The sequence below is a fragment of the Paenibacillus sp. FSL L8-0340 genome (assembly GCF_038593145.1).
Lineage (GTDB): Bacteria > Bacillota > Bacilli > Paenibacillales > Paenibacillaceae > Paenibacillus_AQ.
This window is the reverse complement of record NZ_CP151967.1, coordinates 2,112,561-2,132,292: the sequence shown is the minus strand read 5'-3', so window position 1 is coordinate 2,132,292 and position 19,732 is coordinate 2,112,561. Positions and strand designations below refer to the sequence as shown.

Below are 19,732 nucleotides of genomic sequence, written 5' to 3'. Positions count from 1 at the left end.
AATGAACTGCATGCTTCTGAAGGCAACCGCAAACCAATCTGAGAAAGTGAGGTCGAATTAGGCAGTATGATGATTGGCCTGGATTATAGGTTCTTGTTGTAAAAACACATCTTGCTGCGATTAGCGGAAATTGAGAGCCTTCATAAGAGCCTCTATAACAAATTGCGAATGACTATGAATAAAAAAATGATCTCCATCAAAACCAACATACTTGCAAGCGTTATCAGAAACTTGGTCCCACTCTTCTATATCTCCTGACAGGGTGTCATCCTTGCAACCGAAGAATATGTAGACGTCACACCCGAGTTTACTGTTTCTCTCTTTGAACATAAAAGTCTCTGACAACCGGAAATCCGACCTGATAATAGGCAAAAAAAGATCCATCAATTCCGTATTATCAAAAAACTGCGGCGGCGTTCCGCCTAATTCCATTAAGTGCCGCTTAAACTCTTCATCCGGGAGCGTGTGAACGATGGTTTCATCCTTGTCTGGTACATGCGGGGCAGATCTTCCTGAGAAAAAAACGGCATCAGGCTCCTTATACCCCCTACTTTTCAGTTGATGAATCGTTTCATAGGCAAGAATTGCCCCCAAGCTATGCCCGAAAATCCCATAGGGATCTCCACTTAATTGCGGCAGAATAAGCGACGTAATATCTTCAACTGCTTCTTCAAAGGATCGATAAAACGGCTCGTGCACTCTCCTGCCTCTGCCAGCCAACTCCACAGGAATAATCTCAGCGATTCCGTTTAAGTAGCTTGACCATTGACTGTAGAAGAAGGCCGAACCACCTGCATAAGGTATACAGAATAATTTCATAGTCCATCTCTTTCATGTTTTATTAATAATTGAAAAGAAAACCCCAATTAACTGAGGATATCCAGACTAGAAACCTCCAGCCCGCATCAGCGGGGTTGGAGGTTTCTTGATATGTGGCAACTTGTGCTGAAATTCTGCTATCCGCTGCCTGCCTGGAAAGATACACAACTAATTTTGAGGTTCTTCGGAACAACTCTACTGCATTTGTTCCGGGCTGTCCGCTTGCGGATTTTCAGCTTGTCCGTGAAAAGAAATCAGCGATTGCTTCAAGCTCTCTGCCAGTTCCTCCAGCTGCTTGGACAGCGCCACCAGTTCGCCGCTTACTGTCAATTGCCGCGAAGACATTGCCGCCACTTCCTCTGTAGATGCACTGGTCTGCTGCACCACAGAACGGACACTACCCATCGACTCGCCAAGACGTGCCTGGAAAATGATCAACTCAGAAACCGCAGCCGACGATTGACCCAGATATTCAATGAAGTCTTCCATTTCCTTGCGTACAGCCGCGAAAATCTGGGACGATTCCCGCACCGAGCCGATCTGCTCGCTGAACAGCGGCACAGCTTCGCCCACCACCTTGACGGTGTCCTCGATACTCCGCCCGATCTCCTCCGTAATTTGCGAGACTGAGGCAATCGATTGGCTGGACTGGCCGGCCAGGGCGCGGATTTCGTCGGCGATAACAATAAAGCCTCTGCCGGCCGCTCCGGCACGGACTGCTTCAATGGAAGCATTAAGCGCCAGAATATTGGTCTGCTTGTTCATGGCAATCATTGGCGCCAGAATATTGCGGATCAAATGAGTGCTTTCCTGCAGCTTGGCCGAATTCTCTTCAATCAGCCGCATCATCTCCACCGTCGACTCACTTTGTGCAACCAGTGTCTTCATTAGCGCCGCTCCCTGCTCGCTGACCGCGATCACTTTCTCGGCTGCCGCATCCATTACCCGGTTAATCTGGTCCACCTCATGCATCTTGCCGCCCATCAGCTCCACATCATGGTTGCTGCTCTCGGCTTCCGCCGCCAGACTGGCAGCACCTTGGGCAATTTCATCCGTGGCTACCGCCAGCTCACGGGCATGGTCCGAGATCGTTGCCGAAGCATGAACCAGCTGTTCGGATGTCGCCAGAACCTCTGTCGCCGAAGCGCCGCTCTGGCCGGCCAGCATGGAAATCTGCTCCATCATCCGGTTGAAGCTATGCCCAAGCCGGCCGATTTCATCGCGGCCCTTGAAGTTGGTACGAACATTAAGGTTGCCTCGCTCCCCTTCCTCCATCAGCCGGGCCAGCTTACCGAGCGGCCGGCCAATCAGACGGACCAGCACATAGCCGATCAAGAGAGCAATCAGTGCCGCCGCGAATACTACGAGCAGTGTAATGTACAACAGGCGGTCGGCCGACTTGGTGAAATCACTGACCGGCGCATAGCCAAGCAGTGTCCAACCACCTGTGGTCAGCGGCTGGTACACCGCCAGTTGCTCCGTTCCGGCTTCATCGTCTGCCATAAAGGAACGATCCAATTCTTGGGCCGCCTGAGGCTCGACCTCTGCCCTCGACGGCTTGATGAATGAGGTCTGCTCCAGTTGAGCATCATCCTTCGCATACACAACCTTTCGGTCAGCATCAAGGATGCGCAGTTCACCGTCTTCTCCAATGCGCAGATTCGCTAATATGTCGTTGAGAGAGCTTCGCTTGATCTCAATCAGCATATAATATTCCGCTTGCGGATTTTGCATATTGCGCAGAAGCCGTCCCATCGTGAGAGAAGCTTCAGAGTATGTATCGAAGAAGCCCGTCGGCCGGACCGGGAACCACACTGGATTACCCTTGGCCTCGTCAATCTGCTTGAATCTCGCCAGGATCCCCTCATCGGTGCGGATCCCCGTAACGCCCGAGGTTGTATAAGATTCAACTTCGGCGAGGCTGCGGGAAACAAGCCGGATGCCCAATAGACGCTCATCGGAGCCTTTGACTGCATCCAGCTTGCTGCGGATACGCCCTTCGGCGGCAACCTTAGCCACGATCCCGATACCCGGATCATTTACCGCCTCCAGATCTGCCTTGAGCGCCTGATCCACGGCAAATTGCCGCGAGAGCGCTTCATACTCGACAAAGAGGAAATCCAGTTTGTCAGCTGCCTGGACAATCGCTTGCGATGAAGCAGCAGCTACTTCATCGGTAATAATACCTTTGGCGGCGTAATAAGAAGTCAAACCAAGCACGGAGGACAACAACAGAATGGTGCTGAACAGGATTATGAATAATTTGACGCCAACCGATTGCAGATGCAGGCTTCGTTGCCCTTTCATAAGTCTACTCTCCCCATAGAATAAAATAACGCCACATTAGTGGGTTTTATCCTTAAAGCCTAATCAGGTACCCAGCTGTAGTCCTTGAATAACCCCATAAATTAAATAAAAATACATAAGACAAGGTACACCCTTCGCAGTCAAATGAAGGCTGTACCTTGTTTTCGTTAAATCGTGCAAACTGGCAAAGGGCCAGATTACCCCTTGCTCGCCCCGGCAGTCAACCCTTCGACGAGCAATTTTTGCAGGAAGCCAAAGAGAATCATGATCGGAATAGAGATCAGTACAGCGCCTGCCGCAAAAGTCGTGAAATTGGAGTTCTGATTCGAATCCACCATGTCCCACATACCGACGGCAACGGTCCATTTATCCTTGGTCCGCAGAATGAGTCTTGCAAAGATAAAGTCAACCCACGGTCCGACAAATTGCGTAAGCGCCATGTAGGTAATCATCGGTCTCGACAGAGGCAGAATAATTCTCCAGAAGATTCCAAAGTTACTTGTTCCGTCAATGCGGGCAGCTTCGTCCAGCGAACGCGGTATCGTATCGAGGAACCCTTTCGCGATCAGTGTCCCGCCTAGCGGAGCACCGGCTGCATATACGATAATCAGAGCCAAATGTTTATCCAGCAGATCAAACTCTTTCAGCAGCAAATAGATGGCAATCATACTCATGAAGCCTGGAAACATTCCAAGCACCAGCAGTCCGGACATGGTGGTCTTGCGCGTCTTGAATCTGAACCGGGAAACTGCATAGCTTGTAAGCAATGTCAAGAAAACGCCCAGGATCATTGAGAACAAGGCAATCTTAAACGTATTAAGCCACCAGGTAGGGAACAGCAGGGTGTTATCATAGAATAGCGCCCGGTAATGTTCAAGCGTAAACGTTTCAGGAATCAGCGTTTTACTGTAAAGGGATTTGCCCGGCCGCAGCGACGATAACAGAATCCAAATGGCAGGATAGAGTGCTGCAACAGACAGAATCAGCAACGCTAAATAACTTAATCCGAGACGTATTTTTCTTTTAATATTTACTCCGCTCATTGGATCATGTCCTCCTCCTGGAATGATTTCGACCGCCGGTAATTGTAAAGCGAGAAGCTGGCTACGATCAAGAAGATAATGATTCCGACCGCAGATGCCATGTTATATTTGTTCTGGTCAAGCGTGAGCTTGTAAAGCCACGTCACGAGCAAGTCGGTGGAACCGGCGTACTGATAATCCCCGTTTGGGGGATTACCGGCTGTTAACAGGAAGATCGCATTAAAGTTATTGATGTTACCTGCAAACTGGGCAATCAGTGTAGGCGCCGTCGAGAACAGCACCATAGGCAATGTTATGATGCGGAATTTCTGGTAGTTGGTCGCCCCATCCACTTCGGCCGCTTCATACATATCGCGCGGAATCGTTGTCAGAACCCCCATAATCAGCAGCATGGATACCGGAATACCGACCCACAAGTTAACCACGATAACCGTTACTTTGGCCCAGAAAGGATCCGTTAGCCAAGGAAGGCCACCGAGCCCGAAAAATTTTAGATATTGGTTAATCGGACCAAACTGGCCGTTGAACAGGTTACGCATGAGCAGAAGGGAGATCATCTGCGGAATAGCGTATGGAACAATCAGAATGGCTCTCCAGAAGCCCTTGAAACGGATGCCTTGCTGGCTGACCAGCATCGCGACCAGCATGCCGCCGAAATAGGTAGTAACCGTGGACAAGATCGCCCATGTAATAGTCCAAGTAAGTACCCCGTAAAAGGTCTGGCTCCATGATTTAAGTACCACCAGATTACGGAATGTTTCAAAGCCAACCCAATCTACCAGCTTGGCCGGAGGCATATGGTTAGGCGCAGCATAGTTCGTAAACGCCAGCATGATCATGAAGATGATCGGCATTACTGTAAATAACAGAATACCTACAGACGGCAGGATAAGAAATGTCTGCGCAAACTTGTAGTCGAGGATATAACGGATGCTCTGTTTAAATGTAGCCGGAGTACGGCCTGCGTCCCGTACAGCTCCAGTCTTTCGGGCATCTTTAATGTTCATATACCACGCAAGCAGAAACAGAACAAAGAATATAATTGTAATCAAACTCTGAATTAGAATAAATATAGAATGATCACCTTTGACCAACTTGGCAATCCCTTTGACCTTCTCAAAATGTTGGGAGGTTGTCCCCAAGGTAACGATACCCCAGAACGCCCGTCCCAGCTTCTCAATAAAGTAAGTTAAGCTTAATGCCTCTACAATCAAAAAAATAAAACCTTTGATAAATTGGCGGTTATATATTTGTCCCAATCCCATAAATAATGTAGACAGTATCGTTGCTGTTCTAGTATGGTGTCGCTGCATTTCCCTTCCGTTCTCCTCTCCTGGGAAATCAGAGAATCGCCCGCCGCTACCAGGCGGCGGGTGATTTGATTTCATAAATATACTGTTGGAATAGACCTGCGGATGTTTACTTCGAAGCGCCGTTGTTCAGATCTTTGATCTGTTGGGCTGCTTTGTCCATTGCAGTCTTAGGGTCTACGCCTTTGTCCCAGATTTCCGGCAGGGCTGCATTTACAGGACTCCACACATTCCCCATTTCAGGAATAGATGGCATTGGCTGGGAGTTATTAGCCTGCTCAGCAAAAACGGATACATAAAGGTCATCCTTGATTTGCGGGTCTTCCAGAGCCTCTAAGTTGGTTGGAATCGATCCGACCAGTTTGTTCAGCTTAAGCTGGGCATCCTTGCTGGAAGCGAACTCAGCATAGAGCTTGGCGGCATTTGGATATTGCGTATACGCGTTAACCGCGAAGATCTTGAAGCCGGCCAAGGAGATGGCAGTCTTTCCGCCGACAGTCGGCAGCGGTGCCAGTCCCAGATTGTCGCCCAGAGCCTTTTTGTATCCGGCCAGTTCCCAAGGTCCGTTGATATCCATTGCGACATCGCCGGAGTTGAAGAGACTGCGCTTAATATCCGGGTTAATATCGCCACTGTTGATTGGCAGAATTTCTTTCAGTTTCTTAAATTCACTCAAGCCTTGGATTGCGCCGTCGGTATTGATCCCGATATCGTCTTTGTTCGTGCCGTTATCCCCGAAGAGATAACCGCCGTTGGAAGCGATGAACGGGTAGTCGAAATACATGTTGCCGACTTCCCACATGATTCCATACCGGTTTTTGGATTTGTCGGTGAAGGTTTTGCCGAAGGCAAGTACATCATCAAAGGTCTTAGGAGCTTCAGTAACAAGAGACTTATTGTAGTACAAAGCATAAGTTTCAGCTGCACGCGGGTAGCCGTACAGGAGACCGTCATAGCTGGCACCGGTAATCGAGGATTCTGTATTGTTCTTTACTGTTTCTTTCTCGAACACATCGTTTGGAAGCAAAAGCTGTGCGCTTGCTGCTCTGCCCAAGTTGTCATGCGGAATCAGAACAACGTCGGCAGCCAAACCGGAAGGACCGTCTTGGGACAGCTTGGTAACTTGCTGCACCGGTGACAACTCTTCAATTTTTACCGGAACCTTGTATTTTTCAGTGAACTCCTTCGCAATTGCGTCTGTAAAGGCTCTTTCTTCCTTACTTTCCCATACGGTCAGGGTTGCGCCATCTTCTGGGGTGATTTGTGCGGTTTCGGCGCCAGTGTTGTCTGTGCCTGCGTTTCCGGCCGGAGCCGTGCTTTCTGATGGTGCGTTCGTTGCGGCTGAGTTGCTGCCCCCGTTATTTCCGTTGTTGCTAGATCCACAGGCAGTAACAGAAAGTGCCATTGACGCTGCGGCGGTGAGAACCATAAGCTTTTTCAACTTCATTGCTTTAACCCCTCCTAATTTGTGTACGCTTGCCAACAATGATCCTGCAGAACTTGCGCAAACGATTTCAGAAGATCCAAAAAAAATGTCTGTTTTATTCTTCCAACCTTCTGTATCCGCTTTAGTCAAGTTCTAGAAAGCGCTTCATTACTTAATTTATAATACAACAGGAATCTTAATTGTTAAAACGTTTGCACATGGTATATTCGTCCATTTTCGGCTAATTATCCATGGTCACAATACAATATATCCCTTATTCGCAAGATTACTCTTATTTCCTTTTGTTTTCTTCAGTCTCTACTTAATTATTTGTTTTCATTAACAATTTATAGCCGCACTTATCTTCTGTAATGAATCTTTTGAAAATTAGATCACCGTAAAAGTGCCTGATCGCAAGTGAATAATTGTGCAATGGTTTGAACAATAGTATTGAACGGCTATTTATTCCGTGCTATAATCCAAACCATTATGAGCAGCTTGATCTGCTGGAAGCAGCAGAAGCATCCGCCCTTTGTTCTTTTATAACTAAAAGGCAATGTTACTTGACACAGGTACAACCTCGGAACTAACTCTTCGGCGGCGGTTGTGCCTCTTTGCTATGGGCGAATGTAAGGGCGATATTGTGCAATCGTGGCACAATGTTTGCGCACCGCGGGCACATGTCCGTATATCACCCCTTAAGTTCCTTATATATCCACTTCATGCAAATTGCGCATAATGCACCGTCTTAGTTCTGCATTGGGATTCCACAAGACAAACCAACTTTTTAGGAGGAATTATCATGTTATTAGAAGCTGTATACCACCGTCCGCGCTTGAATTGGTCTTATGCCTATGACCGCCAAACCATTCATCTTCGTCTACGTGCCAAAAAAGGAGATTTGACAGAGGTATTCGCCTGGGCCGGCGATAAATATGCCTGGGATACTACCAAAGAATTGATTCCGATGAAGCTTTTCACTTCGGATGCGATGTTTGATTATTGGGAATGTGAGTCGGTTCCCCTGTACCGCAGGCTGAAATACGGTTTCCTGCTGCAACAAGGTCATGAGCGGATCTGGATGACGGAAAGCGACTTTCAGACAGAACGTCCGGCGAATCCGAACCGGCTGTTTGAATTTCCGTACATAAACCCTGTAGATGTGTTCGCACCACCGGCATGGGTGAAGGACGCTGTCTTCTATCAGATCTTTCCGGAGCGCTTTGCAAACGGTGATCCCAGTCTGAATCCCGAGAATGTGCAGCCATGGGGCGGTACGCCTACACCGGAAAATTTCTTCGGCGGAGATCTTCAAGGAGTCATTGACCATCTGGATCATTTGACCGAGCTTGGCATTACCGGCATCTATTTCACTCCGATCTTCGCGGCGACTACCAACCATAAGTATGATACAGAGGACTATATGAAGGTTGATCCGCATTTCGGTGATGTGAAGACACTCAAAAAACTCGTCGATGCCTGCCATGAACGCGGCATACGTGTGCTCCTGGACGCCGTGTTCAATCATGCGGGCAGAACCTTTGCCCCTTTCGTTGATGTACTGGAGAACGGGGAAAACTCCCGTTACAAAGACTGGTTCCATATCCGCGAGTTTCCACTGCAGGTGGTGGACAACATCCCGAATTATGATTCCTTTGCCTTCGAACCCCTGATGCCAAAGCTGAATACAGAGAATCCCGAAGTAAAGGAATATCTGCTGAATGTGGCTGAATACTGGATTCGTGAGGTCGGCCTTGACGGCTGGCGTCTGGACGTTGCCAATGAGGTGGATCATGAATTCTGGCGCGACTTCCGCAAAGTGGTAAAACGCGCGAATCCCGAAGCTTATATTTTGGGTGAAATCTGGCATGAATCCGCCCCTTGGCTGGAAGGCGATAAATTCGACGCAGTAATGAACTATCCGTTCACCGATGCCGTAATTGACTTCTTCATCTCCGGTGCGCTTGATGCCGAAGGTTTTGCCAATGCCATCGGCAAGCAGCTGTCGCGTTATCCGCTGCAGGCCAGCGAAGTGGCCTTCAATCTGCTGGACAGCCACGATACGCCGCGCCTCTTGACTGTGGCCGGAGGAGACAAGAAGAAGCTGAAACTGGCCACATTGTTCCAGTTCACGTTTATGGGCACGCCGTGCATCTACTACGGCGCTGAAATTGGCATGGATGGCGAAGGCGATCCGGGCTGCCGTAAATGCATGGAGTGGGATCCCGAGAAGCAGGACCGCGAGCTGTTCAGCTTTTTCCGCAAGCTGATCGAGATCCGCGGCAGCCATCCTGCACTCCGCACCGGCGCCCTCACCTTCCTGGAGGCGGCCCCGCAGGGCAGCAAGCTGGCTTATGAACGCAGTCTTGGCGATGATATTATCATCGTACTGATGAACACAGAAGGGACAGGCCAGACCTTCCACATTAGCGTAGAAGAACGTCAATGGGAGAACCTGTTCACCGGCGAATCCTTGCGCGCTGAGCGAGGCAAGCTCTCCGTTAAGCTGCCAGCATACGGCTATACCGTCATTAAGGCGATAGTATAACAATCCATCACTTCAATCCAGACGAGATATCATTCACAAATAAAAAACGGCACTCTTCGCGATGAAGAGTGCCGTTTTCGTTATATGGCTATTTATTCGTCAAGCAGATTGTAAATCACTTGTGCGCTTTCAGCGCGGGTCATTAGCTCTTTGGGAGCAAACTTATGACCGGCTTTTCCTTGCACCAACCCCAGCTCTGCAGCGGTATTTACATAAGAGCCCGCCCAGGCACTGATGCCGGCAGCATCTGCAAACCGGGTTGACCCGGAGGCCACCTCAACCTTCTGACCTTGTTTGACTTCCAGCGCACGAATAACCATAACGGCCATTTCCTCGCGGCTGATGGCAGCATTTGGCGCAAAGCTCTCTTGGCTTCGTCCCGTCACAATTCCCTGACTGACCGCTGTTGCCACGTACGAAGAGTACCAGGCAGCAGGCTTCACATCAGCGAATGCAGCCTGACCTTCCGCAGTCACACCAAGCGCACGAACCAGCAGTGCGGTAAATTCCGCGCGGCTGACATTGCTCTTTGGTTTGAATTCGGAAGAGGTAACACCCGTAATGATTTGTTTGGCGCTAAGCGATTTAATTGCCGCTGCCGCCCAATTGGCTGCCGGAACATCCTTAAAGGTCTTGTCGAGCTCAAGTGCCGCATATTTGCTGAAATGCGTAACTTGTGCCGTAATGACATTCCCGTTCAAGGCTCCACCCGCATATGCCACACTTCCGCTATCGCCCAGAACATAGATACCGAGCAGCTCTTTATCCGGATTGCCGGTAATCTTGAAAGCAAGCGTAACCGGCGCTTTAAAGGTCGTAACCGGAATACGGGTGCCGTCTTTTTTGACAATATGCAGTGTAAACTCATATACATCCGATGCAGCGGTCACTCTGGTATCCTGCAGCTTCAGCCCGGCCAGGAAGGTGTCTGCCGCCATGCCTTGAAGCGGACTGGTTGCGAACAGAATGTGCGCCCCCTCCCCCTCAGTCCCGGTCAAGCTTCCTTGAATCCCGCTCAGCACTGCACTCGGCAGAGTTACAGAAAGCCCGCCCATATGGAGTACCAAGCCATTTGTTCCGAGGACTTCCGCTGCCTGAATCGGTAAGAGCACCGATTGCTTACCGGCAGCAACCTGCACCTCTACCTTGCCGTCCTTGCCATTTTTCAAGCTGTCTACCCCAATAATTTGCGGATCTGCAGTTGTGGTTGTTGGCGTTGGTGCTGGTGCCGGTGCCGGAGTGGGTACGGGTCCCGGCGTTCCATCAGATACCACCGCTAGAATAACGGTTCCTCCCTCATCTCTGCCCGGGATCTCAAGCGTTACTTTCCGGTCGGACGATACGGCATATGTTCTGCCGCTGTACTCATCTATTACAGAAGCAAATGCTGTGTACGGCACTGGAATACTTGCAGTTACAGCCTTCGTGCTGGTGTTGATGAGCGTCACAACATTTTGGGAACCGTACTGCTTGTCAAAAGCCAAATATCCCAGTTCATCCGAACCTGCCAGCTTCGTACGTGTACCCTTGGCATATACCGCAGAGTATTTGGCACGGATATTCAGCAGCTTCTGATAGTGGTCGTGAAGACCCTGCTCAGCAGTAAGCTGATCCCACGGCATATCCGAACGATTTTCGCTGAATTCTCCCTTCGACATGTCTCCGGCATTTCTGCCTGAACGTCCGAGTTCTTCACCATAGTAAATAACTGGCTGTCCTTTAGCTGTAATCTGCAGAGCGGCAGCGATTTTCAGCTTGCCTTTGTCCCCGTCCACATAGTCGGACAGGAAGCCGTTCTCGTCATGGCTGCTCAAGAACTGAGCCATCATCCGGGTATTGTCAATCTTCGATTCACGGTCCTGAAGGTAAGCATCCACATCACTGATTTTGCCGTTCGTGAAATCTCTCGCCGCATTCTTAAAGCCGAAATCCAGCAAGCCGTCCATTTGCCCGGTTTGCAGCATGCCACCGTCGCTATCAATGGTGCCGCCGTAATATTCACCGACCAGCTTGAAGCCGGGGTCAATTGCTGTCAGCGCATTTTTGAATGCTTTCCATGTCGTATCTTCCACATGCTTAATGGTATCCACACGGAAATAGTCAATCGTATCGCCGCGAGCTGTCCGTGCCTTATCCAGCCAGCCCGTTTGCCACTCAATAATTTTTGCGCGAACTGCAGGATCTTCCGTTTTGAAGTCCGGCAAGCCGGCAAGCTCGCCCTTGATCGGGTCAGTATCGGCCGATACATTGTCCGTACGGAGCATGCCGTCAAAGCGCGCTTTATCCTCTGCGGTAACGGCCGGATAGTTATCCTCTGCTTCCAAACCGTAGCCTGCATGATTCAGCACAACGTCAACCATGATTTTGATACCCTTGTCATGTGCCTTCTCAATCAGTTCGCGGAAGGTCGCCATATCGCCAAGATGTTCATCCAGCTGGGTGAAATCCTTGGCCCAATAACCATGGTAAGCCTGCTGCGTACCGCCGAAATCAACCCCCTTATTGAAATCAATGTTGTCGACAATCGGCGAGATCCAGAGCGTGTTGATCCCTAGCTCCTGAAGGTAGTCCAGACTGTTGATCATCCCGCGGAAGTCTCCGCCGTGGTAGGCTTCAAGATGTGTTTTATCGACGTTCTCATTGTTGGTGAGGTCACCATCCTTGAAGCGGTCGGTCAGGGCAAAATAGATCCGTGCCTCATCCCAATCGAAATCCAGCTTGGCTCCCGTATAGGTTCTGGCTTTCACTTCAATGGAGGCGCTGCCTTTATGCGTATTTCCGTATTGGTCAATAAGCGTGACCGGAATGGTTTTGATGCCCGCAGCTACGGTATCCTTCACCGCAATGGTCTGTTTCATGAGCCCGGTATCGAGCTTCACTTCGCTTGGACCCCCAATGACAGTCAGATCCATGAATCCATGCTTATAGGTTACAGCTTCTTCGGAGGCTGCACTGACCGTCACAATTGCATTTTCACTCGATGTAACAGCTTCCGGTTGTACTTTTGCACTGACTGTAACGACTGGACGATGATATACGGCAACCGATTCACCGTTCACCGTATTTTTCGGATCGGTGAGTTCTTCAGTAACTCCATCCTTAGTGATCAGGAAGGTATACTTATACGTTCCTTCCTCCACGCCAGTCAGTTCATAACTGAACCACTCACTCGACGGATCATACACCATCGGGTATTCTTTGCCGTTTACTTTCACTTTGGCCTCGCTGATAGATTCCAGGTTGCCGCCGCGGAAAAGCTCGTCATCACGGTACTTGAAGGTAATCGTCCCGTCTTTCATGACTGGACCGCTAATAACCGGTTTGATGTCAAGCTCCTTCACCATACTGGTCACAATGACCTTGGTGAAATTTTCACCCGGGGTAAGCGGAATAACACGATCATCCGGGTAGTCTTGTTTGCCTGTATTCCAGTCCGTTCCTTTACGCAGTACGAAGCCCACGCTTGTGGCATTTGGCGCCACCTCAATCAGAACACTGGCTTTACCATCCTTAAACGTTGTGAAATCAATTTGATCATTTTTAACTCCAGTGTTCCATATCCAGAGATTCCAATCCGTATATTCCTTGTCGTCACGGACATAGGTCAATTGGACATAACGTTTGCTATCCACCGGCTCTTTCGTTACCTTCACGGTTACCTTCGTTGTTTTTCCGCCATAGGTAATGGTAAGGTTGGCTGTTCCAGCCTTGAGCCCCCTTACGAGACCTTTGCTTGTAACGGCAGCCACTTCCGGTTTATCGGAAATATAAGTGGCAGTATTCGTAACCGAACGTTTGCTGCCGTCATCATATTTGGCATATACAGCCGATTGATGTGTGCTGCCAATTTGCAGGGAGTAGCTGCTGCTGTCCGTTTCCAGAGAACTCAGCACAGCTGCTGCGGCATCCATCTTGATAATTACAGCAGTCAACGGCTGCAGTTCAATGGACGTAGCCGTTAATGCAAAACCGGACTGGGCTGCAGCAGGGATAACTTCAGTACCCGCTTCGTCATCGTCGGCCAGTACGCTGCCGCCTGTTAAATCCTCGGAAAGTGTTAGCGTTCGGGATACATTGTCGCCATTCATGAACACATAATAGATGCCGGTACCATCAGTGGCCTTGTTCTTGTACCCGATCACAAGACCGGTCTCCTGCATTTCCGGCGCCGGAATCAGGCTGACATTAGAATCCACCAGACTCATGTCGCCCAGACGGAATGCATCTGTAGACTTTCTCAGCTTAATGAGGCCTGAGGTATAATCTTTGGTCATGTTCTGCACCGGGAAGTTCACTTCATCGGTTACCTTGGACCAATCGAACATGTTGACCGCATCCGATGAATCATAGGAATCATGAATGAAATACCCGAATGAATTATTGTTTGCGTCCTTTAGCTCTGTAGCTTTTTGCTCAGGAATAGTATCTGCCTTCCACTGCTTGGTGCGTCCATACTCCTGGCCTGCCTGCAGGAAGGAGGTACCCTGGGAAGTGAATACCAGCATGTTGCCGAGCCTGATCCGCTTCTGTATTTCCAGCTCGTTCCCGGGAATTGCCGGATCTTTCTTGATGGACTGCGCAATTACATCATGCAGTGTCAGATTGTCATGGGCTTCAATGTACGGCACGATATCCCCCGGATCATCCGCCGGGATATTGGACGGCTGGCCTTTAATATTGTCCAGTATCGCCTCAATGGAACGTGCCCCGCCCGTAATAAACCTCGGTTCACCTTCCGAACCATAACCTGATTTCAATTCATTGCGGAATTCATCGGAGAATACGCCGACACTATCCGTCTTATTCATCCAATCCTGATCCGCGCCTTTACCTGCAAGAGAAGGATCGGAAGCGGCTCCGCCGAACGTTTTCCAGCCCTCGCCGATGAACAGCGCCTGCGGGTTAATGGCTGCTGCGGCATCATAGGCAGCCTGCACAGCATCTGCCGTGGCATCGCCCATCATGTCCCAGCGCATGCCGTCGATTTTGTATTCACTGAACCAGTACTTGACGGAATCCACCATCAGCTTCTCCGCCATTTTATGGTTTGTCGCCAGGTTGTTGCCGAAACCGCCGATAAAGTTGCCGTTTGCATCCTGGAACGCATAATAATTAGGCACGATATCGTTCAAGAATTCCTTCTTCGCCATATGGGTATATACAACATCCAGAACGACGCCCATCCCGGCCTCATGCACTGCGTCGATAAGCCCTTTAAGCTCCTTGATCCTCAGTTCTGGATCGGCAGGATTCTGTGAATATGCGCCATCCGGGGAGAAGTAGCTATGCGGATCATATCCCCAGTTGTACTGATTATTTTGCGCTGAATATTCACTTTCTCTTTGCCCCATCTTCGTCTCGTCGCCGTTATACCATGCCATTACAGGCATCAGCTGAATATGGGTTACGCCCAAAGATTTAATATAATCCAGCTTCTTCTCAAAAGCGGCATAGGAGCCCCAGCGTTCGCCGCCCAGACTGCTTTCGATTGAAATATCCGACGTGAAATCACGGACATGGACTTCATAAATGACGGCATCCTCGCGTTGTTCATAACCGGCGATATCTGCCTTATGGAAGTTAGCCGGATTGGTCCGGCTTAGGTCAACGATGGCTGCTTTACCCACTGTATCTCCGCCAGCGCCCGCAGCACCTGTGGTATCCACAGTGAACACGGCCATGGACTTGGCGTACGGATCAAGCACCTGCTTCATAACCCCGTCATTGGTAACTTCATATTGATAATAGTATCCGCTTACATCTGACTCCCCGGGAGCGCCAGTTAAATCAGACGCCTTCAGCTTCGCAGACCAAACGCCTTGTTCGCCCTTAATCAGACTGATATGGCCGACAAGTTTGGCAGCATCACTCTTATCGTACACATTTGCTACAACAGAACTGGCCAAAGGAGCCCATAACTTGAGCGTGGCCGACTTCTCAGCCGCACTATACTCAGCCCCAAGGTCGTCCCCAGTATAATTGTATATTTCATCGATCATTCTCCAGCCGCCGGAAGCGGACACCGTTTTGCCGGAAAAAGATACACTCAACGGTGTTTTACCCAGATCAAAAGCTGCTGTATCCACCTCAATGGAAGTCGGGCTCTTAATGGTTACTGCATTTACCGGGATAGCTGTACCTTCTTTGTCCTTGACGGTAATTCCAGCTTTTAATGCAGCAGCATCTAAACCGTCGGTTAAGGTGAAGCCCAGAAGGATTTTGCTGGTCGATAGTACTTCAGCCGACACGAGTCCTACCGGTTGTTCCCCGAACGGAGAAACATAGACATTGTTATCCCCTTCTTTTACCCACAGCTGATTGTAACGGTCCAGCAGGCTGAAAGCTTTATCGCCGCCGTCCTTGTCCTCATTTGTCGGGTTAACGATGAGGAAGCCAATTTTCTTGGCATTTTCTTTCAGTGGAATATCGATATACGCACCGAAGCGGTCCACATTCTCAGGGAGAAACGTAGCAGCATCCGACGGCCAGTTAACCGGTGCTGTTGCGACATCATCCCACAGCCATAAACCATACTGGCTTTGCTGATTATCGCTTCTCATGTAATGAATCCGGACGGTATTTGCAGGAATTACTGCCGGCTCATACGGCGTCACCTGATCCGAACCTTCCTTGATCCAGATTTCATTCGCTTGCGGAGTATTGATTGTGAACAGCTTGTCGCCGCCGTCTTTGGCCTGATTGTTGCGGTTGACAACTAAGAAGGAGACTTTTTGGGCTCCTGCCTTAAGCGGCACGTCGGTATACGCCCCATAAGAATCAGTTTGACCTTCAGGGAATGGCGTGGCACCCGCAGGCCACCCGGAGGAAGGTGCAGCTACATCATCCCAGAGCCATAAACCCTGCTCCGCATAATCACCGGCTGTACGTTGGTAGTGAACCCGCAGATGCCCATCCGGTACAGGGGCATTGTTACCCGGAACAACCGGAGCCGTAAATTTGGCACTGACGACATGATCCGCCGCGTTGTATTTGAAGGTGACCGGCAGATCCGCCGGCAGATTCAAGGCCTGTTCATGCTCAGGATAAAACTTATCCTCCTGCGGGGTTGCTCCCGGCACAAAGACGCTGTACGAATAGTCGCCTTTAGGAAGATCAGCCGTCCGCTCATACACATTGTCAAAGTTCGGATCGGACAATGTCGTCTTCGCGTCGGCTGGCGAGGAATCGCCCGCATCGCCAAGCTCACTTTGCAGAGTACCCACCAGCCGCGGCAGTCTGTTGTCTGCGATTGGCGAGTAATACGTCGAGTCGGCAATTTTTTTGGTAATCTCGTTGAAATAGAAGGTAACCGTTGTTTCAGCAGCCAACGTAATCACGATGTTGCCGCCGTCATCAGTTCCTTCAGTATGGGTATAACTGCTGTATCCATAGCTTTCGTCCCAGGTGCCGTTAAGGGCTACCTTGTACTTATAGGTCCCTGCCGGCAGCGTGCCTGTAAAGACATAAGTACCATTGTTTGTATAGGTCATCTGAGTGACTGTTGCATCTGGTGACCAGTCATCCGCTTGCCCTGAACCAGCAGACAATTCTGACTGGAGGTCGCCTACAAGCACGACTTTGGATGTGGCAGCATCCACTTTTGCCGTGTACCCTGTAAAGTAAGAGCACACAAGAATAAGGATCATACTAATGGCAAAAGCCTTTTTACCCCATAAAGCCAATCTCATTCCTTCAATCCCCCCATATTTGCATTTGATTCCTGAACAGAGAAAACACTGATTTCTTATTCCTTGATCCAACATTTCATGCTTCTAAAGCCTGATGGAATGACACCCCCTTATAGATTTTAATTCGAAGTCATTGCGCAAACGTTTGCAAAAATATCAAACCTACACATTCCCTGCAAACTTTATTTTGTGCAGCAGATATGTTGCACAAAATAAGCGCTTGTAAGCGCTTTTATACCTTGTTTAACATACTAATCTTAGTCTCAACTTGTTGTCAACCCAAAAAATAAATTACTAAACCACCCGTCAGCCGGGACTGAGAGTTCATACTAATGGGCCTGCAGTAATGCCATTTTTTGCACAGATTTGCATCATCAATAAAATAAACATATGTAACGTAAGAGTTTTAAAGGAAAACCGTTTGCGCATTGTATGACTTTAGATTTCAGCTTACCCGCAGCATTTTACATCAAAATACAAATATTTCTTATATTTTCCCATTTCATTTGTGGAAATGTGCAAATTATAAGCGAAGGTTCTAGTCCTTATTCCCAAATCAGCTCTGAAGGACCTCTAGAAAGACTTTGTCTATTTACAATTTACAGCACTTCGATTAATATTACTTTGTAAAGCAAACGGTTCCATGAGGAGGTTTCTATGACAGTTACCATCAAGGACGTGGCTAAGAAAGCGGGAGTTTCTCCCTCCACTGTATCCCGGGTGTTGTCAGGTCATCCCAGAATCAGCCTAGAAACTTCCCGCAAGGTCAAAGTGATTATGGAGGAAATGGGCTACACTCCGAATATGATGGCTAAAAGCCTCGTTTCGAAGACCACTAACAGCATTTGCATCATCTTACCGAAACCAGCTGAAGAACTGTTCTCCAATCTGTTTTTTATGGAATTAATCCGCGGGATTGTGACTCAATCGAGCCGATCCGGTTATGATGTGCTGATTAGCTCCGGAGCAAACGAAAAGGAAGAGCTTGAAGCTGTTTCCCGCCTGCTGAAGGGCCGCCGTGTAGATGGCGTTATTCTGTTGTATTCACGCAAAGATGATGCGGTTATTGATTTTCTGGAATCAGGCGGCTACCCCTTCGTGCTTGTTGGGCGAAGCGACCGCTATGAGGATATTTTATCCGTGGATAATGATAATGTCATGGCCGCTTACGACGCTACAAACCACCTAATCTCCATGGGCCATGAACGTATTGGTTTTGTCAGCGGACCGCCGAACCTCATCGTTTCACGCGACCGCCTCGAAGGATACCGCAAAGCCATGCTGGGCAGTGGCCTGGAGATGCGTGAAGAGTGGATTGTAGAGGGCGAGTTTCTGCAGGATAGCGGATATAGGGCGATGTCATTCTTCATGAATCTTCCGAACCGTCCAACGGCACTTGTTGCAGTGGATGATATGGTCTCTTTCGGAGTATTGCGAGGACTGAATGAACTGAAATACAAGGTTCCGGAAGATTTGGCGATTGTCAGCTTTAACAACATTCCGCTATCGGAACTGTCCAGCCCGCCGATCAGCAGCATTGACATCGGAATTTATCATCTTGGCTATACGGCCTCCCAAGTGCTGATTCAAAGCATCCAGAAGCCGGGTAATCAGGCCGGATATACGAACCGTTTCGTCATTCCCCACCGCTTGATCGTCAGAGAGTCGTCTATGTATGCTCCAGGGAAGAAATGACCTAGTACAAGAATAAATGAAGCAAAAATGCTTCATTTATTTTTTCGAACTTTGTTCAAACGTTTGCGCTACTTATAAAACACAATATATCCGTCAAAATAGCTTACAAAACTTAAGTTTATGCTTTCGAAGTGAGTTTTGTACGAAGTCGATTTAAGGAAGCTGTGCTTACAAAACTTTTAGGAGGATTAACATGTCAGAAATTAAAGCCTGCCTGTTCGATTTGGACGGTGTAATTGTCGACACTGCCAAATATCATTTTATCGCCTGGAGAGAACTCGCGGAAAACCTTGGATTTGAATTCACTGAACAGGATAACGAACGCCTTAAAGGCGTAAGCCGCTCCGCATCCCTGGACATCCTGCTGGAAATCGGCGGACTTTCACTGGACGAGGCAGAAAAAGCCCGGCTGGCCGAGCAAAAAAACAACCGTTATGTCGAATACATCGCCAAGATGGACAGCTCGGAGATTCTGCCCGGTGCCTTGGGCTTTCTGAAGGAATGCCGGGAAGCCGGCATCAAAGTCGCCCTTGGCTCCGCCAGCAAAAACGCGATGACCATCTTGAATAACACCGGTCTGACACCGTATTTCGATGCGATCATCGACGGCACCCATACCAGCGCGGCCAAACCTGATCCTGAAGTGTTCCTGCTGGGGGCTCAGGCACTCGCCGTATCCCCTGAGCACTGCGTGGTTTTTGAGGACGCCGAGGCCGGAATCCTAGCTGCCACCCGCGCCGGTATGCGCAGCGTAGGCATCGGTTCTCCTGCAACACTGGGGGCAGCGAACATCGTTGTGCCTTCTCTCCAGCAGATCGCGCTAGCGGAATTGCGGGAATCTTTTGCAACGGTTTGACGAACATTAATACCTATCAGAAACCCTGTGAATTTTCTTT

General features: G+C 49.2%; 9 protein-coding genes. 3 read left to right on the top strand and 6 right to left on the bottom strand.

What is annotated here, in order from left to right:
* Positions 1–120 precede the first annotated feature (120 nt).
* The 5 genes from NST07_RS09480 to NST07_RS09460 form a co-directional block, all read right to left on the bottom strand.
* Positions 121–819 carry an alpha/beta fold hydrolase gene (locus NST07_RS09480; protein ID WP_342481430.1) on the bottom strand — a complete coding sequence of 233 codons (699 nt, stop codon included), beginning with the start codon at positions 817–819 and terminating at the stop codon, positions 121–123.
* Between the two features lie 195 nt (positions 820–1,014).
* On the bottom strand, positions 1,015–3,126 hold the full coding sequence (locus NST07_RS09475) for a methyl-accepting chemotaxis protein (RefSeq protein WP_342481429.1): 2,112 nt from the start codon (positions 3,124–3,126) through the stop codon (positions 1,015–1,017).
* 197 nt (positions 3,127–3,323) lie between these two features.
* Positions 3,324–4,169 carry a sugar ABC transporter permease gene (locus NST07_RS09470; RefSeq protein ID WP_341091310.1) on the bottom strand — a complete coding sequence of 282 codons (846 nt, stop codon included), beginning with the start codon at positions 4,167–4,169 and terminating at the stop codon, positions 3,324–3,326.
* A complete protein-coding gene (locus NST07_RS09465) occupies positions 4,166–5,482 on the bottom strand; it encodes a sugar ABC transporter permease (RefSeq protein WP_341377852.1) in 1,317 nt (438 codons plus the stop codon). Before NST07_RS09465 ends, NST07_RS09470 begins: the two co-directional genes overlap by 4 nt.
* A 106-nt stretch (positions 5,483–5,588) precedes the next feature.
* Entirely contained in the window at positions 5,589–6,926 is a 1,338-nt protein-coding gene (locus tag NST07_RS09460; protein ID WP_341377851.1) for a maltose ABC transporter substrate-binding protein, read from the bottom strand.
* A gap of 781 nt (positions 6,927–7,707) precedes the next feature.
* Here NST07_RS09460 and NST07_RS09455 point away from each other — a divergent pair.
* Positions 7,708–9,453, top strand: coding sequence for an alpha-glycosidase (locus tag NST07_RS09455; RefSeq protein ID WP_341091306.1), 1,746 nt, complete (start codon positions 7,708–7,710; stop codon positions 9,451–9,453).
* Positions 9,454–9,545: 92 nt separating this feature from the next.
* Here the strand turns inward: NST07_RS09455 and NST07_RS09450 are convergent, their stop codons facing one another.
* The gene (locus NST07_RS09450) at positions 9,546–17,141 is read right to left on the bottom strand and encodes a pullulanase (RefSeq protein WP_342481428.1); all 7,596 of its coding nucleotides are present in this window, start codon (positions 17,139–17,141) and stop codon (positions 9,546–9,548) included.
* A 657-nt stretch (positions 17,142–17,798) separates the two neighbouring features.
* Between NST07_RS09450 and NST07_RS09445 the strand changes: the two genes are divergently transcribed.
* Together NST07_RS09445 and pgmB are read left to right on the top strand one after the other, a co-directional pair.
* Positions 17,799–18,836 carry a LacI family DNA-binding transcriptional regulator gene (locus tag NST07_RS09445; protein WP_341091303.1) on the top strand — a complete coding sequence of 346 codons (1,038 nt, stop codon included), beginning with the start codon at positions 17,799–17,801 and terminating at the stop codon, positions 18,834–18,836.
* A 193-nt stretch (positions 18,837–19,029) separates the two neighbouring features.
* Positions 19,030–19,692, top strand: coding sequence for a beta-phosphoglucomutase (gene pgmB / locus NST07_RS09440; RefSeq protein ID WP_341091301.1), 663 nt, complete (start codon positions 19,030–19,032; stop codon positions 19,690–19,692).
* Positions 19,693–19,732: the final 40 nt, after the last annotated feature.